This window comes from Paenibacillus naphthalenovorans, from assembly GCF_900099895.1.
Taxonomy (GTDB): Bacteria; Bacillota; Bacilli; order Paenibacillales; family NBRC-103111; genus Paenibacillus_G; species Paenibacillus_G naphthalenovorans.
Window position 1 is genome coordinate 122,068 of the sequence record NZ_FNDY01000011.1, and the last position, 23,392, is coordinate 145,459.

At 48.7% G+C, this 23,392-nt stretch carries 21 protein-coding genes, 1 pseudogene and 1 riboswitch; of the genes and pseudogenes, 1 reads left to right on the forward strand and 21 read right to left on the reverse strand.

Features of this window, described 5'->3' with window-relative positions; all coding sequences use genetic code 11:
• Positions 1 to 45: 45 nt before the first annotated feature.
• Positions 46 to 843: an IclR family transcriptional regulator gene (locus BLT35_RS13265; protein ID WP_062408091.1), complete on the reverse strand. Its 798-nt coding sequence runs from the start codon at positions 841 to 843 to the stop codon at positions 46 to 48.
• A 124-nt stretch (positions 844 to 967) separates the two neighbouring features.
• On the opposite strand from BLT35_RS13265, the gene BLT35_RS13270 reads away from it, so the two are divergent.
• Positions 968 to 1,972: a PdxA family dehydrogenase gene (locus BLT35_RS13270; protein ID WP_074728367.1), complete on the forward strand. Its 1,005-nt coding sequence runs from the start codon at positions 968 to 970 to the stop codon at positions 1,970 to 1,972.
• Between the two features lie 16 nt (positions 1,973 to 1,988).
• On the opposite strand, the gene BLT35_RS13275 is transcribed toward BLT35_RS13270, so the two are convergent.
• The 20 genes and pseudogenes from BLT35_RS13275 to BLT35_RS13370 form a co-directional block, all read right to left on the reverse strand.
• Positions 1,989 to 3,440, reverse strand: coding sequence for a hypothetical protein (locus BLT35_RS13275; RefSeq protein WP_139170814.1), 1,452 nt, complete (start codon positions 3,438 to 3,440; stop codon positions 1,989 to 1,991).
• Complete coding sequence (locus BLT35_RS13280) at positions 3,437 to 5,386, reverse strand: TRAP transporter permease (protein WP_083351296.1); 1,950 nt, start codon at positions 5,384 to 5,386, stop codon at positions 3,437 to 3,439. The genes BLT35_RS13275 and BLT35_RS13280 overlap by 4 nt, the downstream gene beginning before the upstream one ends.
• A gap of 22 nt (positions 5,387 to 5,408) precedes the next feature.
• Positions 5,409 to 6,440 (reverse strand): TAXI family TRAP transporter solute-binding subunit, encoded by a 1,032-nt coding sequence (locus tag BLT35_RS13285; protein WP_074728373.1) that lies wholly within the window; start codon positions 6,438 to 6,440, stop codon positions 5,409 to 5,411.
• Between the two features lie 254 nt (positions 6,441 to 6,694).
• Complete coding sequence (locus tag BLT35_RS13290) at positions 6,695 to 7,654, reverse strand: metal-dependent hydrolase (protein ID WP_062408085.1); 960 nt, start codon at positions 7,652 to 7,654, stop codon at positions 6,695 to 6,697.
• Between the two features lie 49 nt (positions 7,655 to 7,703).
• Positions 7,704 to 8,630, reverse strand: coding sequence for a lysophospholipid acyltransferase family protein (locus tag BLT35_RS13295; RefSeq protein ID WP_074728374.1), 927 nt, complete (start codon positions 8,628 to 8,630; stop codon positions 7,704 to 7,706).
• Positions 8,631 to 8,662: 32 nt separating this feature from the next.
• Positions 8,663 to 9,430, reverse strand: coding sequence for a GNAT family N-acetyltransferase (locus BLT35_RS13300; RefSeq protein ID WP_054818140.1), 768 nt, complete (start codon positions 9,428 to 9,430; stop codon positions 8,663 to 8,665).
• Positions 9,431 to 9,652: 222 nt separating this feature from the next.
• A complete protein-coding gene (locus BLT35_RS13305) occupies positions 9,653 to 10,546 on the reverse strand; it encodes a DMT family transporter (RefSeq protein ID WP_074728376.1) in 894 nt (297 codons plus the stop codon).
• A 51-nt stretch (positions 10,547 to 10,597) separates the two neighbouring features.
• The gene (locus BLT35_RS13310) at positions 10,598 to 11,617 is read right to left on the reverse strand and encodes a zinc-binding dehydrogenase (protein ID WP_074728378.1); all 1,020 of its coding nucleotides are present in this window, start codon (positions 11,615 to 11,617) and stop codon (positions 10,598 to 10,600) included.
• 321 nt (positions 11,618 to 11,938) lie between these two features.
• Positions 11,939 to 12,268 (reverse strand): annotated as a pseudogene (locus BLT35_RS13315) (hypothetical protein); the annotation flags it as partial.
• A gap of 356 nt (positions 12,269 to 12,624) precedes the next feature.
• A complete protein-coding gene (locus tag BLT35_RS13320; protein WP_254777559.1) occupies positions 12,625 to 13,128 on the reverse strand; it encodes a hypothetical protein in 504 nt (167 codons plus the stop codon).
• 320 nt (positions 13,129 to 13,448) lie between these two features.
• Positions 13,449 to 13,970, reverse strand: a complete 522-nt coding sequence (locus tag BLT35_RS13325; protein ID WP_062408075.1) for a cyclase family protein — start codon at positions 13,968 to 13,970, stop codon at positions 13,449 to 13,451.
• Positions 13,971 to 14,007: 37 nt separating this feature from the next.
• Positions 14,008 to 14,505 (reverse strand): hypothetical protein, encoded by a 498-nt coding sequence (locus BLT35_RS13330; protein ID WP_054818136.1) that lies wholly within the window; start codon positions 14,503 to 14,505, stop codon positions 14,008 to 14,010.
• Between the two features lie 458 nt (positions 14,506 to 14,963).
• Positions 14,964 to 16,607, reverse strand: a complete 1,644-nt coding sequence (locus tag BLT35_RS13335) for a stalk domain-containing protein (RefSeq protein WP_254777560.1) — start codon at positions 16,605 to 16,607, stop codon at positions 14,964 to 14,966.
• Between the two features lie 171 nt (positions 16,608 to 16,778).
• Positions 16,779 to 17,417: an HD-GYP domain-containing protein gene (locus BLT35_RS13340; RefSeq protein ID WP_062408073.1), complete on the reverse strand. Its 639-nt coding sequence runs from the start codon at positions 17,415 to 17,417 to the stop codon at positions 16,779 to 16,781.
• A gap of 40 nt (positions 17,418 to 17,457) precedes the next feature.
• Entirely contained in the window at positions 17,458 to 17,643 is a 186-nt protein-coding gene (locus tag BLT35_RS27915; RefSeq protein WP_054818135.1) for an aspartyl-phosphate phosphatase Spo0E family protein, read from the reverse strand.
• Positions 17,644 to 17,750: 107 nt separating this feature from the next.
• A riboswitch (cyclic di-GMP riboswitch) is annotated at positions 17,751 to 17,839 on the reverse strand.
• Between the two features lie 303 nt (positions 17,840 to 18,142).
• Positions 18,143 to 18,754, reverse strand: a complete 612-nt coding sequence (locus BLT35_RS13350; RefSeq protein WP_074728382.1) for an ABC transporter ATP-binding protein — start codon at positions 18,752 to 18,754, stop codon at positions 18,143 to 18,145.
• Complete coding sequence (locus BLT35_RS13355) at positions 18,744 to 19,673, reverse strand: ABC transporter ATP-binding protein (protein WP_074728384.1); 930 nt, start codon at positions 19,671 to 19,673, stop codon at positions 18,744 to 18,746. Before BLT35_RS13355 ends, BLT35_RS13350 begins: the two co-directional genes overlap by 11 nt.
• Positions 19,674 to 19,718: 45 nt before the next feature.
• Complete coding sequence (locus BLT35_RS13360; protein WP_074728386.1) at positions 19,719 to 20,585, reverse strand: ABC transporter permease; 867 nt, start codon at positions 20,583 to 20,585, stop codon at positions 19,719 to 19,721.
• Positions 20,582 to 21,568: an ABC transporter permease gene (locus tag BLT35_RS13365; protein WP_254777561.1), complete on the reverse strand. Its 987-nt coding sequence runs from the start codon at positions 21,566 to 21,568 to the stop codon at positions 20,582 to 20,584. Before BLT35_RS13365 ends, BLT35_RS13360 begins: the two co-directional genes overlap by 4 nt.
• Before the next feature lie 26 nt (positions 21,569 to 21,594).
• Positions 21,595 to 23,136 (reverse strand): ABC transporter substrate-binding protein, encoded by a 1,542-nt coding sequence (locus BLT35_RS13370; protein ID WP_254777562.1) that lies wholly within the window; start codon positions 23,134 to 23,136, stop codon positions 21,595 to 21,597.
• Between the last annotated feature and the right edge of the window lie 256 nt (positions 23,137 to 23,392).

Genomic DNA, 23,392 nt, shown 5'->3' on the forward strand with positions numbered 1-23,392 from the left:
ATGCGGAACAAAAAAATAAAATTTTGTTGTTTTCCATGATGCCTGCTAATGTAAATAACGGAGTTTCTTCGTTTGTTCCACACCCAGCTGCTCGGTAATCAAACGGCTGTACATTCTCATCTCTTTTAGTAGAGGTGGGATGTTGGCATTCGTGATTTGTCCGGTGGGCCTTAAGATACAGATGGAGGCGATAATCGAATCGTAGTCATCGAATACGGGAACGGCTACGGAGCTCATGCCTTGACTGAATTCATCGTGTGACACGGCATAACCCTTTTTTCGGATCCTCTGCAGCTCCTCGCGCAATTTATCGGGACAGGTGATGGTTTTGTTGGTGAACGCTTTCAAATGTGTGCTCAACACGCGGCTGATTTCCGTTTCGTCCTGGAAGGCCAACATCACTTTGCCCGATGCAGTGCTGTGGGCCGGCACCCTTTTCCCCATGACGTTTAATATTTTACCGTCCCGGTGTTCGGGAAGCTTCAACAGGTATACAATGCCGCCCTTGTCATAAGTAACCATTTGAATGGCCGCCTGCACCGCAGACAGCATTTTTTTCAACAGCGGAAAAGCAATTTGGCACAATTCCATCTCATTATAAACCACAGAACCAATCTCAAAAGCAGTTAAGGACAAATGGTATTTTCGGGTTTCCGTATTTTGAACGACCATATTTTCTTCGCACAAAATTTGGATCAAACGGGATACGGTACTTTTGGCTATTCCCAATCTTCGGCTCAATTGGCTGATCCCGAGTTCCGGTTCGTTCTGGGAAAATTCCCTTAAAATCCGAATCGCTTTGTGGACCGAGGTCATCGAATCTTCCCTATTTTTTAATTTCATAAAATATCCCTCCAAAAATTCATTTTCTTTTCCGCATGCTTGAACAAGAGGCTTTCTGCCAATCGCCTTAAAAGCTATCCTATGAATACGGAGCACTAAATATATGCTGCAGGAGGAAGCCCTCATGAATAATCAGAAGCCCGTCATTATGATAACCATCGGCGACCCCGCCGGGATCGGTCCGGAAATTTCCCTTAAGGCTCTCTTAGACAAAAAAACGTATGAAATATGCAATCCGATTCTGATCGGAGATAAGAACTTACTGGCGTGGTACATCCGTCTTTTACAGGCTCCGTTAACCCTGCATCCGATTACGGAACCGGGTGAAGCTCTGTTCCAATACGGGCTTATCGATGTGATACATATGCCTAACGTCAAGATAGACCGGCTGCAAATTGGAGAACATGCCGCCGACTATGGACTAGCCATGCTGGAGTATACAAACAAGGCATTACAGCTGGCATTGGAAGGCAAGGTACAGGCAGTGATCGGAGGACCCCATACCAAGAAATCGGTAGAGCTCGCCGGGGTCGAATTTGACGGGTATCCAAGCTACGTTGCCAAGGTAACCGGCACGAAGCCTGAGGAAGCATTCTTGATGTTAGTCTCCGACCGACTGCGCATTGTGAACGTCACTCTGCATGTGTCACTGCGAAGGGCTTTGCAAATGATCAACAAGCAGCTGGTGCTCAAAGCGATAAGGGCAGCCGACAAAGCGGTACGCAGCATGGGGATCCAAGCGCCTCAAATGGCAGTAGCCGGTTTAAATCCGCATGCCGGTGAACAAGGAATGTTCGGAACAGAAGAAATCGAGGATATTGAACCGGCTATCCTGCAAGCACAACGGGAAGGCATTCATGCCTTTGGACCATATGGAAGCGACACCCTGTTTCTTGAGCATTGTGAGCTCAAATACGATGCTTATATCGCTATGTACCACGATCAAGCCCATCTGCCGATCAAGCTATTGGCATTCGATAAAATTACCGCGTTTACTATCGGCACCCCTGTTTTCTTTTGCACCGTCGGTCATGGCAGCGCACCGGATATTGCCGGCAAAGGTGTTGCTTCCCCGAACAGTTTACTGGAATCCATCCGTCTGGTTAGTCATGTTCCGGTAACGGGTTAATTCCTCGGAACCTCTGCTAATAAGCTAATAAAGCAATAACCAATACAAGAAAGAACCCCAACGCTTGCCAAACGCTCCAGCCTGCAACATGGAATGGACTTTTCCCGATCAGGGAGGATCCGACGCCAATCGTTCCGCTGAACGGGCCGACCAGAAAGGTCAGCACAGCCCCTCCCGTCAGCGCAATCGTCAGAAGTTCCGGCGACAAACCAAGCAGCACCGGATTTAGCGATTCGCCTAAAAGGGTAATGACTGCAATGGGGTGCACACCTGCAAGCGCGAAGGACAGCGTCAGCAGCGGCAATAAAATCAAGAATGCGGGACCGCCCAGCCCGTGATTTAATTCTACAAAGCACTGATGAACATAATGATGATAGCCGGATTCATTCAGGGCTCTCACAAAAAAGCCCGCACTCAAAAAAATCGCAAACTGCTCCGACATCGCCGGAAGCTGATCCTTCACATAGGAGGAGGTTCCCTTCACAAAATGGGAGCCTTTTTTTAACAAAATCGACCATCCATAAGCAAATGGCAGTGCAATTACGGTTACTATAAGAACAATACTCAATAGAAATATTTTGTTCAGGGTCAAGACCAGAACAATCAACAGTGCAATGGCCCATACGATCTGTACCATTTTCATCGTTGGATGAATAGCGTGCGCCCCATCGGGCTCCAAAGCGACGGCAATCTCCGATTCTCCTTCCTTCATGACATCCGAATGCCCAACTCCCCCATCAGCCAAACGAAACCGTGGACCCAGACGTCTGATCACGAGGTAAATCAGCCAGCTGGCACCTAAACCGCCGATGCTGATTCCCCATAATGGCAGCATGATGTTCTGCCACTCCACCTTGGTGATGGTAAGCACAACGCCCAATACGCCAGATACCGGCGCCCACGCAACCGATACGGCATAACCGTGAATAATGGACGATAAAACAAATTTATTGGTTTGTTTTCCTGCCCATTTTTCCACCGAGTTCTTAATGCTATGATACATGATCGGTACCGTGGCCAAACTAAGAAAGCTGCCCATCAGGAACGAAATGACGGTAATAAAACCATAGTATTGAGTATCAGACCTCTTTTTCCGTTCCAAAAACAGCTGTATGGCTTCGCTATACCTGCCGATTTTGATCGGGATGGCCAAAACCGGAACAATGGCAAACAGCGACAGCAGATAAAGCATGTCTCCGAAAGACAAGATGTACTCAAACACACTTGCTCCCGTTTGCCATAGAAACCATGTTCCCCCGCCCAAGAAAAGCAGGGTGAACGCTATAGCGCTCTTCCCGCTTTTCGGGATGGAAATCAGAATCGCCATCACGGCCAGAACAGACAATAACGGTTCCAACATCTGAAAATGGAAAAAGGTAAATACCAGATAGACGATAACCGACGTGATAAAAACAACGGATCGGACCGTAGACCACGGAATTTTACGGAAGGCAGACATTGTTCTCACAGGGACCTGTTCAAAGAAACCGCTTCGTTTCGTTTATACAGATGCGAGAATACGAGCAGGAACACGATTAAACCAATCCCCGCCATGTTGCATAGAGGGTTAGGAATAATGATCAACCCTCCGGCAGCAAGAGCCCAGGCCCGGCGAAACCATCCAATCCGGTGATGAATATACCCTTGAAACACGATGCCGAAAGCAACGACTCCCAAGACTCCGCTCGAAATAGCCAAGGCGATATCTCCAACGCTCCCGATCAATAGATAGGCAGGATTGAGAACGAACATAAATGGAATGACGTAAGCTACAAAAGCGAGTCGGGTTGCGGTCATCGCGGTTAACATCGGTTTCGCATCGGCTACAGCCGCGGCTGCGAAGGCGGCCAGAGCGTCAGGAGGTGTAATGACCCCGACGGAAGCCCAGTACATGACAAACATATGCGTGAGAAGTACAGCATTCGCGGCAATCGAATCTACACCGGTTGCTTCCAACACGGATATGAGAGCCGGAATGCTCACGGCGATTTGAACGATATAAGAAGCTGACGGAGGCAGCCCCAAGCCCAATATAAAGGAGGTAAGAGCGGTTAAGGCAAGAGCCAACAGCAGGTTCCCTCCCGCCAGCTCTCCGAGTGATACCGAAAAACGCAGCCCCAGGCCGGTTAGACCGAACATTCCGCTAATCATGCCTGCTGTCGCTGTAGCTGCCGCGATCATCAGCATGCCTTTGGCCCCGTCTTGAAGCGCATCCAGTATCATTTGAAATTTCATTCGCGTTTCTTTGCGCAATGCGGAAATTATGATGATACTTAATATGGCATAAGTCACAGAATATGATGGACTATAACCCAGTATCAATAAAACCAGCATAAGTACAATCGGCAGCAGCAGATGACCACGGCGTTTGAGGCTGGCTTTCCAATCAGGAAGCTCCTTCCTGGGGATTCCCTCCATACCATGTTTCGCAGCCTCCAAATGGACCATGACGCCAATCCCCAAAAAATACAGCAGCGCCGGCAGAAGAGCGTAAAAAGCGATTTGGATATAAGGAATACCCGTGTACTGCGTCATAATAAAGGCAATAACCCCCATAACAGGCGGCATGATTTGGCTCCCGGCGGAAGCTGCGGCTTCTACCCCTCCCGCGAAATGAGCTTTATATCCGGTCTTTTTCATGAGCGGGATGGTCGATGTTCCCACCGTCATGACGTTTGCGACTGCGCTGCCGGACAACATGCCGTGCAAGGCGCTGCCGATAATCGCAACCTTGGCGGGACCGCCTTTCGTATGGCCGGCCAAGCCCAGAGAAAGATCCATCAATAGCGTACCGAGGCCTGATTTGGCAAGGAATGAACCGAACAGGATGAAAAGTGCAATATAGGAGGCGCTTGCTCCGAGCGGAATACCGAAGGTGCCTTCCGTCCCCATGTAATTTAAATCGATAATGCTGTCCAGGTCATATCCGGCATGCGCAAGGATACCCGGCAGATAAGGTCCGGCAAAGCCGTATAGTAGAAACAATAAGGCAATGATGGGCAATGACGGTCCCGCAAGCTTCCTTGTAGCCTCCAAAACCAACGCGATCATCGCGATGCCCAACAGGGTCTCCATGGTAGTTAACGGCGTGATCATTGGATATCGTTCACCAAGAATATAATCGTAGTTCAAATATAAATAACCCATGGAAAGTATAGTCAACAGGATCGTTGTACTGTTAAGAATCCTATTGATGATGCGGCTTCCGGTTTTATAAGGATACAGCAAAAATATAAGAAACATAGCCAAAGACAGGTGGACAAAGCGCTGCAGGAACGTCTCGAACGTACCGAAGAACCCGGTGTACAGATGATAAAAACTGAAGGCATACGTAATGAATAGCACGAGCTTTTTCAAGTAATGCTGCATTTTCACCCAGCCTTTCTTGTATAATCTTGCGTGGAGCCACACCATGTAACGTTGGTCTTACAGCGTATTATTTCAATAATCCTTTTTCCTGAAAAAATTTCTTGGCCCCAGGATGCATCGGAACGCCAATATCGGCCGGCAGGCTTTCCTGATCCACCGGTTTCAAAGCAGGATCGATTTTTTTCAAATCGTTCAGGTTATCGTATATGGTTTTGGTCACCTGGTATACCAGATCCACCGGTGCATCCTTATTGGCTATAACCACTAGCGGGGATTGAACGGTCACCACATCATGATCCAGACCTTTATACGTTCCCTTTGTCAGGATGGCTCGAACCAAACCGGGATTGGACGAGGTCATTTGTTCAATTTTGTCCTCGGGGATCGCCAGCAAGTCCATATCCTTGCTTTGAGCCAGATCGGTCAATACCGCAAAGGGAGAAGGCACCGTCCAGAACAGTACGTCCAAGCGCCCGTCTTTCATCTGCTCGACGGAATCTGAAAAGGACAGATTTTGAACGCTGGCCATATCCTTATAGCTCATGCCATAAGCCTCAAGAATTCTGGCCGCAATATCTTCGGTCAATAAACCCTTAGGACCAACATTGATTTTTTTGCCTTTGATCTCTTCGATGTTGGTGATTCCTGAATTTTTCAGCACAACGATATGTGTGGTATGCGGGAATAACGAGAGCACATACTGCACATTCTGATTCTTTTCTTTAAAGGGCGGATTACCGGCATAACCGTCAACCGTCGGCATAGCCTGTGAGAATCCCATTTGTCCCTTTCCGCCGTTGACCGCAATTACATTGGCAACACCGCCGCCGGGTTCAATACTGACTTGCTTTAACTGACTCATGTTCTTCTTCAATCCCTCTGTAATACCTACTGCTAACGGATACCATGAACCGGATTGTGGAGCAGCCATGAATCGGAGGTCTAAAGGCTGATTGGAGACCGGGGCCGAAGCACTATCTCCATTGGTCTGTACTTGTGCTTCCTTCATTGTCGCAGCCGGTTCAGCACTGCACCCGATCACAAATACAAATACAAGCGCCAGAAAAGTAAACGTTTTCAATTGTACGTTTTTAAACATACCCGAATGACCCCCTTGGCAAAAGTAGATAAATGATATGAGGTGAACACTTTTATCATCGTTTTTTTGAGCGGTTTAAACAAGATATTTGTTCCGTATTTCGGAACATGCCGCTCTAATTTTATGAAGAACCCGGGGGCTTAAATATTCAGAAGCGGAAAAAGCTCCCCTTCAGCAGCAGGTTTTCATGATTTCACCTGTCTACTTTAAGGGGAGCATATCTCCAAGGTTGAATCCGACGGAATTGAATTCATTTATACAAAAGGAGGATCCCACGCCTTCTTCCTCCAGCCGAGGGAGTAATCAATCACCTTCAACTCACGGTCAAGCTGAACATCTACTCCAAACGGCAATTTACGGTTGTACCAAAAACGGACATCGCTCCATTTTACTTCATAACCGTCGTTGTGTTCCCTCCAGGTAACATGAATGCGCTGGGCAAAGCCCAGGAACGTACGGACTCCATCTATGCCCATCGTTGCTTGGATGATATGGTTTCTTTTTTCTTTTGTGTACACATCCTCCATCCTGATCGTACGAAAAACAATTTTACCGGTATAAAAGCACTCGTCTGTTTCTACGACAAAGCTCCAGCGAAATCCGCGAAGATCAGGAAGCACATGGCAAATGCTCTGCCGGCCGACCATATTTATAACTTGCTTCACTAAAAGATGATGCCACCAGGCCCGTAACCCGATATATCCTATACTAATCGCATAGACCCAGGTAAAGACGCCCGCCGGGTCATACCCGGCCCACCATAATCCTAATCCGAAGGCATGAAGGAAAAATAAAAACGGATCAAAAATAGCGAGAACATCCAGATGCATCCATTGGCTGTTAAAAGGCCGCATACACTGTACACCATAAGCATTCAACCAATCGAGCCCTACGTGAAGAATAACCGCGGCAAAAATCCAGCCGTAAAGATGCATCCAATCATCCCAACGGCTGTAGGCCATCATCAGCGGCAATGTAATGAACGCAGGCCATATCAACAAAGCGGGTATCGAATGGGTAATTCCCCTGTGATATCTGATATAATACGAGAATCCCTTAATCCGTAGTATCGTGTCCAAATCGGGGGCATGAGAGCCAATCAATGTGCCTACCATAACAGCCTGGGCCAAACTTGGATTATGCGCCACTACGGGGTCCACATAAGCAAGTCCCGCCAATGTCGCGCCAATAATCAAATGGCTCCCTGTATCCATGTTCTTCATCAGCCTCACAATACCTTTGGTCTTGTAACACGAGTACCCATTATGAAGCGGATTCTATTCCTTTGCTGCTTTGTTTCCGTTCCGGGTGACAGTCCCATCTTTCCTCGGTATTAAACCAGTAAAACCATTGATCCGGAGCCATCTTGACCTTTTGTTCCAGAATTTTATTCAACGCATTGGTTGCCTCATACCGCTGATCCGTTTGAAATTGCCCGTTCAAGTCCAGTGGTGCGTCAAAGACGAGCCGGTGACAAAATCCCTTGGTCCGGTATCCGTAAAAAGAAAGAATCGGAACGCCATATTCCAATGCAAGATGTGCCGCACCGTTAGGACTCCTTGTGGCCCGGTTGAAAAAAAAGGCAGGAGGAAAGCTTCGGCGGTAAAAATCTCCCATAAGGAAGACTACACCATTTTGCTTCAAATGGCTCCGCAGCCTGCGAATAAGCTGCAGGGGCGGGACGTTATCGTAATCCAATCCGCGGCAGCCCAGCCGTTGGAATTTGAGATACAAAGGACGAAGCTCCTCACTCCCTGCCGTAGCCACCGTCAAACAGAGATACTTTTGTGACAAATACCAGTAATAGAAAAAAAAGTTGCCGATATGCGGAACCGTTAATATAACTCCTTTATTGTGCTTGAGCGCCTCTATGAGATGACATTCGCCTTCAATTTCAAAACGCTTCTCCCAATGCCGCAGCAGCCCGGAGGAATCGAATCCTATTTCGTAAAGCGTCAGAAGGACCTGATAGAAATACGATCTGCAGTAATGGCAAAGCTGAAGCGTACCGGTGGTTTGAAGCAGCTGCTTCATATTACTCAGCACCTTTTTTCTCCATTTCACTGCAAACATAAAGAGCAGCCAGCTTAAGCCATAACAAGCTGAACGAATAGCCCAACGGGGGATGAAGCCGGCCCATCGGTGCAATCGATGTTCAAGCCCTGCCATTTTTCCTATCCAGACGTACAATGGAAAGCCTCCTCTGGAACGATGAGTTGAAATCACCTTAGAAATTTCTTTTTGTAGCTGTTCGTGATCTTTTCGGCCTCCAGAATAATGAAAAAATCCGCGGTATCAAAAATCTCGTCATAGGCAGGCTCGCCGCCGATTTCAGCGCCTAACCACTTGTAGCCTTTCATTAATGGAGGCAGCCTACGAAATAACTCCTTTTCGCTAAGCTCCATGTTTACCAGCTGTAAACCTGGAATGCGATGCGTTTCAAGCGGGGTAATTCCAAAGCGGTCCGTAATGACGTGATTCACTGCAAGCATCGTGTACAGCTCATTCAGTTCTTTAATGGTGCCCATATGAAGGCTCGCACATCCTATTAAATAACGGTATCCTTTTTGCTTGATATAATCGGCAATGCCTTCCCATAGCAGTTGAATGACCCTTCCATTGCGATATTCCGCCGCCACACAGCTTCTGCCCAATTCCAGGGTATTCCATTTATAATCTTCATAGCGGGACAAATCAAATTCTGTTTCCGAGTAAAATCCGCAGTGCTGAAGCACCCTGGGCCCGGGAAGCAAGCGATATGTACCGACAACGGCCTGCGAATTCAGATCCTTAACAATGAGATGATCACAAAATTCGTCATACCGGTCCTGCTCCAAGCCTGAATCGTTCATTAAACGAAGATTACGCTGCTCCTCGACAAAAACCTGGTACCGTAAACGTAATGCTTGCTCAATTTCATCGGAACGATAAGCCAATTTAACTTCAAAAGGTAAAGAGTGCAGCTGTGCATTTCCCATTCGTATTGTCATCGGAATCTCACCTTTCTGCGATGTCTTCCAGTGGGCATCGGAAAAGAAATGGAACGCTTTACTTTGACTTTAGCCTTGAAGTATCAACTCATTGTTATACAGAGATTAATTTTTTGTAATTTCTGATTTTTCGATTCATCATTTCGGGTTCTTACAATAAACAAGGGGCCTCACCCAAGTCTTCGACTCAGATGAGGCCCCTTGTTCATTATGCGGATGGGTTTACTGCTTAACAGCAATACTCCGTGCACGCTGACCCTGCTTCAGATTAACGATCCCGATACCCGCAAGTATCAGAACAATCCCTATTAAGACGCTCCAGCTCAACCGGGTTTGGAAAACGAGCGCGCTGGAAAAAACACCGACTACAGGCACCAGCAATAAACTCATGGAAGCCTTGGTCACATCAATTTTGCTTAAAATATAAAACCATAAGACATAAGCCAGGGAAGATGCGAGCACCCCCGCAAAGAGAACGGCGAATATGCCTTCTCTGCTCCAGGTGATCGCATCCCCTCTTTCAAAAGCCAATGACCCCAAAAGCAGCAGTATGGCGCCGATCAGCATCTGATACCCTGTAAACTGAATCTTATCGTGGGAATGGAGCACTTTTTTCATGATAATATTGCATATCGCCCAGCCCACCGCACCTAATAATACGAATACCTCCATCCACAGCTTCATCCCATTGCCGTCAAACTGAGCCGGATTTATCTCCATGACCATAACCAGTCCGATGATGCCGGTAAATACGCCTAACAATTTCATTTTCGTCAAACGTTCATCAGGCATAAAAAACGGAGAGATAAGCGTCAGCCATAGGGGCATCGTAAAATTCAGAACAGATACAAGGCCCGTATCCATATAATGAAATGCATATTGGGAAGCCGTATAAACATAGGCGATCTGTAAAAATCCGCATATTCCGTACCATTTCCAGTCTTCTTTTTTGGGCAATGGAATCCGCTTAACCCATATGACGGCAAATATGACCAGAGACCCTACAAGAAAACGCAGTGCGGAAAACATCATCGGCGGAAAATATTGCCCCCCGATATTCATTACAACCCAGTTAAATCCCCAAATCGAACATAAAAGAATAATAAGCCAATTCACTGTTGCTCATCTCCATAAATAAAAAAAAATAGGGAGGAAAAATACTCCCCCTCAAGGTATCAAAAAGATTTTTGCATGAGGTACCCTTCCATGAATCAAATCCTGAAACGCCCGGTCTCCATCCCGTAAGGAACGGATTTCCGACCAATCCGATTCGTTAATTTTGCCGCTCTTCAAGAGCTCGAGAGCATCGTAAAAGTCCTGTTTATCATAAGAAAAGGAGCCCAGGATTGATATTTCATTGCGAATACAAACATTGATCGGAATTTGCGTATGATCAATGCCAAGACCGATGTTCATGATGGTTCCGCCCAGATTCACCAGTTCTACAGCCGCGGAACGGGTGGCCTGGAATCCCGCAGCATCGATGATGACGTCAATTCCGGAAGGTCCCATGGCTTCCTTGATTTGATGCAAGTAATCGGGAGTACGGGAAGTAAATACCGCATGGGCGCCCAATTTTTCAGGCGTTCTCAAGCGGGCCTCGTTCGTATCGACGACGATGATTTTGGAGGCCCCCAAAATTTGTGCGGTCAGAAAGCTTAGCAAGCCGATCGTTCCCGCTCCAAATACGACGACGTTGGCAAACGGATGTCCTTCCATCGCTCTTCTGGCCGCTCGCAGCGAACACGCCAGTGGCTCAGTCAGAGCCGCCCGAAAAGGGCTTATTCCCTCCGGAAGAAGATGAACGGCAGATGCCGGCACATGAACATACTCCGCAAATGCCCCCGGCCGATGAATGCCGATGATGGCCCGTTTTGCACACAGCTGCACCAGCCCTTTGCGGCAGGAATTGCACGCACCGCAGGAAAGAAGCGGGTTGACTACAACTTTGTTTCCTTTTGAGAACCCGTTGGTCTTGGCTCCTACGGCCTCAACCGTGGCACTGAATTCATGCCCCATGACCAGCGGAGGTACCCGGAGGCTGTTATGTCCCAGATAGCCTTCAATTTCGGATCCGCAGATCCCTACGGCATCTACCTTCAACAGCAATTCATCTTCCCCGAATGCGGGAACGGCTGCCTCCTGTACTTCCATTTTTTCAGGACCTGACCAAACTAAAGTTTTCATCTTTCATCATACTCCTTGATCATGATAAATTCAACGCTTATCTCTTCCGCAGAGACGGCCTGGTTAGCAAGAAAGCCGGATGGGAAGACTCCATCGGAATGCGGATTTATTTCCTCCTTGTAAAACGCTTGCAAAACACTATATCGGCGAAAATATGACGCGCTCAGCATATTGACGTAAGACTAAATGATATGTATCGCTCACCATTCGGTTTATTATAATAAACCTGGTTTTATATACAAAATGTTACAATTATAATACCATAGGATCAATCCATTATTCAATACATTACCCAGGCAAAAACTTTGAGATGCCCTTTTGGCGCTTGGTCAGTTCTTTGTCCAGTTCGTCCAGCAGGATGTTGGCCAGAAGCAGGGTTAACGGCCCGCCTTGCGGCGTGCCCTCTTCCATCCTCTGACATCCCCCGTTATCCATGACTCCGGCGTTCAGGTAAGCCCGAATCCGTTTCAGCACACGCTTATGGAGTTCGGCTTTCACCGTTTCCCAGTGGATATTCAGGTAAGCTTGTAGCTCCACTACCGTTACGCCGTCCACACCGGGGGCTCCTCCGTTTTGGACCACTCGCTTGTAAGCGAGCCGTAGGTTGTCCCCTTCGAACATCCTCTCCAGTGTTACGAAGTGACTTCGCATATTCCGCAGGCCTCCCCAGATAAGAACGTCATCTGTCTGCCCGCGACCACTGGAGTCTACAGAATTAGCCCTTGGCGGCTTTGGATTTCATTGTGTTTGGGCAACTCATCCGACTAACCCTGCCTCAAATCCAGTTCGTGTACCTTGACCCGTGCATTTGCCCCCGGCTTCCTTCGGATTCCGCCTCGCGGCGGACACCCTTTCCCTTAGCTACGGTAGGCGCTCGCCAGCCCCCGTTCGGGACTCTCACCCTAAAGATGACGTCCATGCTGGGCGTACCAAAAAAGACTGACCTCTGACGGATCAGTCTTTTTTAGATGGGATGGCCGTACATCCTGCTTCGCCTGCTAATCCTTTCAAATCAAATCTGCAGGTTTATCATCGCCGACCGGCTCTTGGCAATAATTGACTTCACTGGCAGCTCCCAAAGGCGTAATTTCGTAAAGATACCGGCGAATCAGTTCTTTTTCCATCACGGTAAACGGCACAGATGAGCAAAGATCAAAATGAATGGTTCCCGTGATCATATCGTAGCTGTTAAAGGTCATCCTTCCGTTGGAAAACAGCTCATTCATCACCTCGACGATGCGGTTTTGATTTAAGCCTCTGCTCATTGCCGCTTGAACCACAGCCTCCGGAAGCTCACCAACTTGCGGGACCCGGTCAGCTTCAATCTTGTCATAGGATTTGACTTGATAACAAACGTGCTGAGGCAAATAACCGGAAGCGAATTTCTTCAACTTGGTTATTTCTTTATCGGGTAATTGCAAATTATCGTTCCATGCATAGATCGTGGCTTTATTGTTGCCGTCGGTATGAATTCTTACATATCTCAAATGAGGATACTGTTTTTTAATCATATGCTCCGATAATAAGCGAGTTCCCACTGTAATCACCTCGTTCCCGTAATGCTGAAGAAGCTTTCACACTATGATTGTTAACGCTTACAATCACGTCCTTAGCTTTCCGCTGCTATGTGCCCCTCCTCCCGTAGAGACATCGATATTTCATTGTATTTAATTGACATTCGATTCAGAATCATTCCTTGAATTTAAATCTACGATCGTTGGATGTAAAGTGCGGCCGGGGAAAAATGAAACGGTGCATGCGAAAATTCGGATCATTTTGATTCGACGCAAACAGGGTACCCGTTACAACCATGAACGGATACCCTTGCGATTCAATGATCAAGTATGGCAACGGCTCTCACCGGAGACCCGTCCCCGTGCCTAATTTTAAGAGGGAAGCCATAAAACATGAAGCTTCTTCCGTAAGGCAGCAATTCCAGATTTACCAGGTTCGTATAGGTTAGGATTCCGATCGCCAACAGGTTTCTCTCCACAGCTTCCGTAAGGTTTCCTCCTACAAAAGGCGGATTGGCTTGTTTAATTCGTTCAAACTGTTCCATTCCGCATTCTTCTATAAAAAACAAGCCTTGACGAACCGGCCACTCCGAATGTAATTTTACAAGCTGCGCCGTTCCGAAAAATCGTTCGACAGGAATCTCATCGATGGATTTCCCCCCCTGATGCATATGTGAGAAAGCATCGACATGCGTTCCGGTATGTGTGCCCAACGTCAATTGACGCAGCTCCCATGTATGCTCTTCGCGGGTATGAACCACTTCAACCTTCACTTCGGGATCACCCGGGTAAACGGTCATTCCATCCATTATCATCTCCGATAAATCAATAACCCTCATGTCTTCCTCCCCAAGAATTCTCGTTGACTCTTTGATGTTAATCCAACTTCACTGCATCTACAACTTTAATCAGACGCGCTTTGTTTTCTTGAGCCTTACCGGTCTGATAGATTTCATAATCATCGATGATCAGCGTGATCTGATAACGTTTACCGTTTAATTTTAATGATTCAAGCTGCCGGGCAGGGTTATCGGTCAACGAAAAACCGTTGCGCTGCTTCCCGACATCAGTTACCGGAATTTTGGCGGCGCAATGGCTGCTCGGGGTAAAATAATTAAGCAGTCCCCACCCTTCACCGGATTCATTATCGTCGATAAATACAATCTCTCCGCAAACCGTGGTCTCGCCTTTAAATTTGACTACAGCCCAATAATCCGACTCGTTGATCGGTTGAACATCCAAATCTTGGATCGTCATTCCCGCTGCGGTTTGACCGACCCTTGCCTGACGCGCATCAAAAATGTAATCTTCATGAGAATCGACCGGATTTCCCGGATTCATGATCAACAAGAACAAAAGCAGGATGTTGATCATATCCGCATTCCTCCCTTATCCATGATTGGCTAACGGCCTCAGCTTCTGCTTCAACTATCCAAAGATACAATGTATATATTCGGGTTCCTTGCGGAATATCCTCTTAGGCGTATAAACGAAATGGAGAATCGAGTAGGAGGGGGCGGCTAACCCCCGTCCTCTCACCTATGAAAACATGCAAGTCCCTTGTTCAAAAAATATGTATTGCTTGATTTGGATCGAAAAGGCGAGGAGGCGATTAAACACACCTCTGACTCTCCAGTGTTACGAAGTGGGAGATATCCGTCCCAAAAACCGAACGTACATTCTATATTGACATAGAGGGTCTTGCCCTCAGCTACGGTAGGCGCTCGCCAGCCCCCGTTCGGGACTCTCACCCTAAAGATGACGCCCATGCTGGGCGTACCAAAAAAAGGCTCCCGGCATATCACCGGGACCCTTCAGCTTCTTCAAACGTATCAATATACAATTTTTACGGTCCGCGTTTCCGGCAGATACTCTACCTGCGCACCCAAAACCTCGGACAGCAGGCGTACCGGAATCATGGTGAGTTCGTCTACCAGTCGGGCCGGCGATTCCGTAGTATGTTCAATACCGTTAATGGCATACACGTTACGACCCGTAAAGAAAGTGATTACGCGGCCGTTTTTTGTATAGACCGCCGCTTTGCGTTCGTCATCCCAAGTCACTTCGGCTCCCAGCGCCGCGGCCAAGTCCCTGACCCATAAATAGGACGTGCCTTCCTCGATAAACGGAGCCCTCTTCAACGGGAACGGCACGTTATCCACTGTATAGCTATCATCGTCCAGCTTGAAGGTGACCACGTGCTGAATTCTGTCTTTCTGCTCTGTCAGCTTCACATACGCGGCGATGTCTGTATGCAGCTTCTGCTTCCCGATGCCGCGAATCGGCTCCGTATGAAAATTCCAGGCTTTCTCGAGCGTTTGGGATACCCCGTTCACTGTTACGCCCAGCTTCACATATGCAGCATATGAAGTGTCTGGCTTTAGGGGCTCGGGTGGAATTAAGATGACGCTGTTGGTTAAATGATCGTCATTGCTCGGACTGTTTTGCAGCAGCTTCACCGGTTGACCCGATTCATCCTTCAAAGTCGCTTCAAGCAACTGGACTTCGCCAACGCCTTTTCCCGTTACGACTACCTTAAGCGGATACCCGACGGGATAATCTCTTGACGCATGCATACGTATTGGATCCGGATTTTCGTAACCGTCAAAAATCAGCGGAACATAGGGATCCCCGGGGGCAGGAGAGACCGTCATCTCCGTTTCGGAGTTTTCCCCATAGCCAAACATGATGACGACATAATCCCCGACCATCTCTATACCTGCTTCCGTAACATGCGGCATTAAAAAGGGCTTGCGGTGATACGGCGCATCAAACAGCTGGTCGATGGAATCTACGAGATTTCCCGTTTTAAAAGAAACATTTTCTCCGACGCCGCGAAAATATCCGGCATAAACCGCACGCTCGGAAGGGGTGGCTCCTATATAACCGGGCAATCCCTTCTTTTGATCATGCAGCGAAACCGAAGGCGTCGTCTCCCCTGCACGGTTCGTGAACAAATATTGGGCATGGAGTTGGGCAGCTAACGTCAGATTCCCGTTGAGCTTGACCGGCTTTAATCCGTAAAGCATGCGATAATCGTTGATCGCTTTCAGACCCAGTTGACGGGTCTGTGAGTATGCGGCGGGAACTTCGCTTATAGGGTTGTCTGCTACCGTGAACGTCCAATTCAAATGGACCGTCTGATAACCGGTAAATTGCAGCTGCACTTCAACCGAATGCTCCCCTGGCGTTAATCCCGCAGTCGGTGTATATGTAAAACTCATCGTTTCTTTATCAAAAGTCCCCGAAACAAGCTTTTGATCCAGCTTCATATTAAACGAACCAACCTGCAGTCCGTTCCTTTCGCCAAGCTCAAAACCGATGGTTGGTTTGGATATGCCCACCGTTCCTTTCGGATACCCGAAATAGGAGAACGATTCCGCGTCCGCTCTCGGGGCCGGAATGGTCAGCATGGCGATCATCATCCAAAAGGCAAGCCATACCTTCCATGTCGTGGATGTAAGAACCTTCTTCACTTCTGATTTCCCTCCAATCTTGTATGCTTCGGCTCTTCCTGCCCTTCTTTAATTTTAATTCATTACCCTCCCCTCATTTTCCTTCCGTCCTATCAAAAAACAATAATTTGTAACATTTTCAGCTGTCAAAAGCCAAAATAAGCCACCGGCGGTGACCTACTCATCTCATCGTCATACGATTCCCGAATGATATATAGCTCTCGTATGATAGGCGAACGAATGTACGGAGTCTCTTTGAATATGTTCCAATATCATATCCTGGATGGTGAGAAACACCTGAACATAATGACCGTCAAATTGCGAATAACTCTGGTTCAGCAGTTCTTCGCGAGCGTGCTGTATGGACATCCCTTTTTTATAGGGGCGATCCGATATCATACAGTCGAAAGCATCCAATATCGAACAAATGCGGGCATATACAGGAATGTCGTTTCCCTTCAAGCCGCTGGGGTAGCCTGTACCGTCCCAACGCTCATGATGATAATGAATGGTATCGATGACATCCTGATCGGTAATTCCTTCCATGATGGCCATCTGAACTCCGAAAAAAGCATGACACTTCATATATTTCCACTCTTCCTGTGTGAGCGAGGATTTCTTTTTCAAAATGGAGTCATGGATGTGTACCTTGCCAATATCGTGTAAACAGCATCCTGCAATCAATTTTTGGGTTTGCAATTCATCAAAGTTCAGATAGGCCGCCATCAGCTTGGCCATTTTTCCAACCCTTATACTATGCTCATAGGTCACTATATCTTTGACCAGCAATTGTGTTAGTCCGTTTACCGCCTGTTCACCGTTCACTGACATCACCCTTTCCGTAAAATACCTCTCATTGTCCTTATTTCATTCATGTCAATCGCTTGATATACTCTTGGTATCTGATCACCGCACAATCCAATTCCTTGCTTAATGCTTTAACTTCCGGATCGGATAAACAAAGCTTGATGTTGAATATGCCATGCATTTTGAATCGAATTCTCTCAATTTCTTCCGATAAATGTTTCAATCGCTTTTCATTAAAAACACCGTACATGGCCTCTCACCATCCTCACAGGCTATAACATCCTCTTTTTAACGAAGCCATCTTTTTCGATTACAATAAAAAAGAAAACCCTCCGAATGAAGGGTTTTCTTCCTCATTCCGGCGGCTGGCTGGCATGGTGTGTTTCCACACGTTAGCCCCTTTAGCTTTGCGACACCACTTTTCAATGGCTGTGCCTTGATCGGACTATCATTGGTTGTACATTGTTTACATTTGGTGCAAAAGAAATATGTATATCGTCAAAACTATCGACATGGATAGTGTTAATTTATGGTGTTTCGACATCTTTTCTTTTATTCTAACACATTTTCCACAATTTGACTATCATTTTTACGAGTCTTTAGTACTATATTTTAGAATATCATCTAGGTCTTTTTACATTAAAAAACACCAGTACGAAACTAAATTCGCAGCTGGTGTGTTTTGCATGCCGATTTCCAGTCCCCTGCCGGTTCGGAAGTTTTATATTTCTCGGCTTGTTGTCAACCCCCTAAAGCGTCCTTGAAGAGCCCCATTTCATTACCCGGGTGCAAACCCGTCCGATCAAATGCTTATCATGACTGATCACAAGCATTCCCATGCCGCGCTTTTCGGCCGCCTCCAACACCGCATGCCAGATTTGGGCCTGGGTTATGGCATCGAGCATCGTGGTAATCTCGTCGGCAATCAAAAAACGGGTGTTAGGACCAAGGGCCCTGGCGATACAGAATCGTTGGAGCTCGCCGCCGGACAACTCGCCGGGCCGCCGGTTTAGCCATTCCTCCTCAATGCCTAAAGAGGCAAGAAGCTGTTCATCGGGGTCCCAGCTCTCCTTCAGTACGGACCGCATGAGCCATCGCGGGTTGACCGCTTTTTCCGGATGCTGAAATATCAGCTGAACCGGAAGAAAGCCTTTGGAAGGCAGAGGAGCGCCATTCAACAGAACGCTTCCCTCCTTGGGCTTCTCATAGCCGGCCAGCATGCGGGCTAAAGTGGACTTGCCGCAGCCGCTTGGCCCGACCAACCCTACCACTTCACCGGGCTTGATCATGATGTCTATCCCCCTGAATATCCAAGAGGCCCTTTCGTAATGAAAACCCAGATTTCGCCCTTCAAGAAGCATGGATGCACCTCACCGATCCGCCGCGCAGCCATCGCATCTCGGGCAGAGAGTTCATGCATTCGTTCGTAGCCATCGGACAGCGCGGAGCAAACCTGCAGCCTTCAGGGAGCGCATCCGGATGCGGCTGAAAGCCCGGGATCGGCTCAAAACCGTTTTGCGGGAGCGCTCTCCACAATGCCTTGCTGTAAGGGTGCCGAAGCTTTTCCCCGCTGCCGGCGAAATCGTCCGGACGGGCCGTCTCTACGGTCGTGCCGGCATAAATGATGGCTACTTTATGAGCGATCTGCAGGGCTGCTTCGATATCGTGAGTGATGAACAACACACCGCATCCCTGATCAGCCAGCTCTTTGAAGAAGCCGAGCGTCTCCTTGACAACGCCGGCGTCGAGACCGGGAGTCGGTTCATCGGCAATGACAAGCTTTGCACCGCTCATGCTTGCCGTGGAGACAAGAATCCGCCTGGCCATTCCGCCTGACAGTTGAAAAGGAAACATGCGTTCCACTTCAGCCCCCAGTCCATACCGTTCAAAAATCTCCCGTTGTTTCTTGACCGCTTCTATAGCGTCTCCGCGGTTCGTCCGAACCTGCTCTCCTACGCGCATCAACGGATTCAGATAATTGACCGATTGCGGGACAAGAGCAATCTCGCGCCCCCTTAACGCAGCTTGTCTGGCTGTCGTAAGCTCTTCTCCATCATAACGAATGGAGCCGGAGGTCTCCGCACTGTCCGGGAGAATCCCCAGGATCGCATGGGCCAACAGGCTCTTGCCTGCACCGCTTGACCCGACTAATGCAACGATCTCTCCGGCATGGACGGTAACATTCAGCTCCTGTACCACGTTCAGCTTTTTTTGCTGAAAACCGCGGGTATACTGCAGGAAGGAGATGCTTAAATGATTCACTTCCAAAAGAACGGACATTTCCGCACAAAACCTCCCTTACGTATGACTCATGACCCCAAAAAACTACTCATTCGACCTGTGCGTTTCCAGGAGCAGCCGCAGATTTTCACCTGCCGTATCGAAGGCCCGTACAATGATCAGCAAACAAAGGCCCGGAAAAAACGCCAGCCACCATAAGCCGGTCGATAAATATCGCATAGACTCGGATAGGATGATACCGATGGCCGGCTGATGAGGAGACAATCCCATGCCCAAGAACGAAATCGCCGCCTCATGCAGGATCGCATGCGGAAAAATAAGCAGCAGGCCCACCAACAGCTGAGGGATCAAATGAGGCGTCATATGTCTAACGGCTACCCACCAGCGGGACTTCCCGAATCGCCGCGAAATCTGAACAAACTCGGACGAACGCAGCTGCAGCACTTCGGCACGGATAATGCGCGCCAGACTCGGCCAATGGGTCAGGGCAATCCCGATGACAACCCCTCTGACTCCGCCGCCCAGAACAAAGCTGATCAAAATAAGCGTGACCAGATGAGGCACACTCAAAAACAAATCGATCAACCAGCCGATGATGCGATCAACCGTTTTCCCCATCGTTGCGGCGAGCAGCCCCAGAACGGCGGCAATGCTTACACTCGCAACCGCAGCCATCATTCCGACTTGTATGCTCAGGGTCAATCCTTTTAAGGTGCGTGTAAACATATCCCTTCCCAGCCAGTCCGTGCCGAAAGGATGAGCAAGAGACGGAACCCGATTGCGCAGTTCCAGATGGGTCGATAAGCTTACGTCACCCAGCCAATGCCCTGTGAACCATGTTCCTGCTATGAGAACAGCCGCAGACACAGCCAGGAACAAAGCCCTCTGTCTTGGATTGCATTTGGATGCAGAACGGAGGATGCGGCGTTCGGGGGCGATATCCCTCTTCATACGGAACGCCCCTCCCTGATCCTGGGATCTATCGCGCGATAGATCAGATCTGCAACTGTATTTCCCGTAAAGACGAACACCGCGCTGAACAGGACGATGCCAAGCAGAAGCGGGACATCGCCCCGAAGGCCCGCTTCCACCGTGGCCTGACCCAAACCCGGGTACGAAAACACCTGCTCCGCCAGCACGGCTCCGCCAAACAGCTCGCTGAAGCCTGTAAACTGCAAGGTCACTGCCGGCAGCGCCACTGCGCGCAAACCGTGTCTCCAAAACAGCCAAAATCCGCGCTCTCCGCGGGCTCTGGCAAACAAAATATAATCGCTTGCGAGCACGTCCAGCAGCTTCTGCCTCGTATGCAGCGCGATGGGGGCGATGCCGATGACGCTTAACGTCAGTGCGGGCAATGTCATATGAAGCAATCTATCCCCCCATGTGACGTTCTCGGCGAGTACCCCGACCGGAACACCCAGGCCGATCGGAAACCAGCCCAGCCACACGGCAAAGAAAATCAGCAGCACCAGACCCAGCCAGAAGGCGGGAGTGGAAGCCAACGTATAACAGTACCATTTGATCAGCTTGTCCAGCCATGTATCTTTATTCATCGCAGCGATTACACCCGCAGTAAAACCAATGAGTCCCGATAAAACCCACGAGACTCCCATTAGCGCAAAGGATGCGGCAAACCGTTCGGCGATCACTTCCCCAACCGGAAGGCGGTACATCATGGAGATTCCCAAATCCCCCTGCAGCACGGCGGCTCCCCAATGAAAAAAGCGCTCCAACAAAGGCTTGTCCAACCCCCAATATTGGGCAATTTGTTCCCGCTGCTCCGGACTTACCCGCATCATATCGGCTCCGACGTAGGCTTGAATCGGATCGATCGGAGAGTAGCTTACGAGCAGAAAGGAAATAAAGCTGATGGCCACCAGGAGAAAGACAAGCCGTATGCTCTTCATCCATATAAATGTAATCATGCTTCGCATCATGGGGTAATGACTCCGTTCTCCCTCTATTTCAGCCATTTCCACTCTTCGATGTTGTCCGTCACCGGCCATCCGTGACCATGAGGGTGTATTTTCTGCTTTCCGATATCGAGTCCGTCCTTGACCAAATACAGATGATCGATATTCACAAGCCATGCCCAAGGCGCATCGCCCAAGGCGCTTACACCGGTGGTACCATCCCACTGCGCTTTTTTCCAGAACTCCATGGCCGCTTCCTCACTGGTCGCCTTCAGCGCTTGCTCCATATATTGATCGACGACCGGATTACTGTAATAGCCGGCGTTGTAATATTCGATACCGCGATATTTCGTGCTGAACAGATTGTACATCTCGAGCGGGTCGTGGCTTCCCCAGCCGAACAACACGGCACTGGAGTGCATCATCGTTTTGATATCGTCCCAGCTCTTGCCTTCGACCTTGATGTTAATGCCTATCGCCTTGATATGATCCGCTGCCGCAATCGCAAGAGACTGGCGCGTCACATCGCTGGCCGGATAGATGAGCGGGAATTCCGCTTTCAAGCCGCCCTTCTCTACAATGCCGTCGCCGTCGGAGTCCTTCCAGCCGGCATTCGCCAACAGACTTTTGGCTCCTTCCAGATCAGCGTCCGGGAAGACCGTTTTCGGGTTTGACCAAGGAAGACCGTCGTTGACCGTGTATGCCGGGGTTCCATACCCCTCCAGCACGCCCTTTACAAGGGCATTGCGGTCGATCGCCATATTTATCGCTTTGCGAATGGCGATATCGGCCGTTACATCGTTACCGATCGGATGACCGTCTTTTGTTTTGCCGCCGGAAGAGACAACAGGAAATACAATCCCTCTGTTATCGACGGTGCGTACGGCTTCAAGGCGCATTCCTTCCACCGTCTGCTTGCTGAATGCAGCGGGGATGTACGAAATGTCCACCTTACCGGCCTTGGCTGCGGCAAAAGCAGCATCCTCATTCAGAAACAAAAACGTCAGCTTCTTAAAGAAAGGCTTGGTCCCGTAATATTCCGGATTCGCCTCCACAATCAACTGCTGTCCTTTATCCCACTGCACGAGCCGATAAGGCCCCGATCCGACCGGGTTGGACGCATAATTCGGGCCGTGCGCATGCTTCGGAACGATCCCTGTCGTAACCAGCAAATAGATGAAGGTCGACTGCGCTTCTTTCAAAGTAAACTGCACGGTATATTCGTCGATGGCTTTTACGCTTTGCATATTCGTCAGATCAATGACCGAGCCGCTCTTTGCAGCGGTCTCAAATGTATACTGCACGTCCTGCGCAGTTAACGGCTTGCCGTCGGAAAACTTTGCATCGTTGCGAAGCTTCACCGTCCATACCTTCCCGTCTCCGCTAATTTCGTAGCCGGTCGCGAGGTCATTGACGATGCGCAGTTCATGATCCCGCTTCAGCAGTGTGCTTTGGAAAAGCGGCGACCCGTAACGTCCCCAGCCGGCAGTCGGGTCAAAGCCTGTATCCGGTTCGGAACCGACAGCCAGTATAAGTTCTTCATTGTTCGTTTCCGAACGCTGCTCCGTTTCCTTCGAACAGCCTGCCATAAGGCTGATCAGAAAACATGCCGCAATGAATACCAGGGTCATGCGAAAGAATTGCCTCTTCACTTTTTTCCACTCCGAATCTTTTTATATTTGATCGTGTCACGAATAATTAATAGTGTAACACAGACGTTTCTTTCCGTCACTAGCCGCAGCATAAAAAATGTTGTTCGTCTGTGATAATGTCATCCTGTAACTGTTCTGAGATAATGTCACTATGGGACAGGAGACATTAACATTGACCAGAGCAGAACTGAAA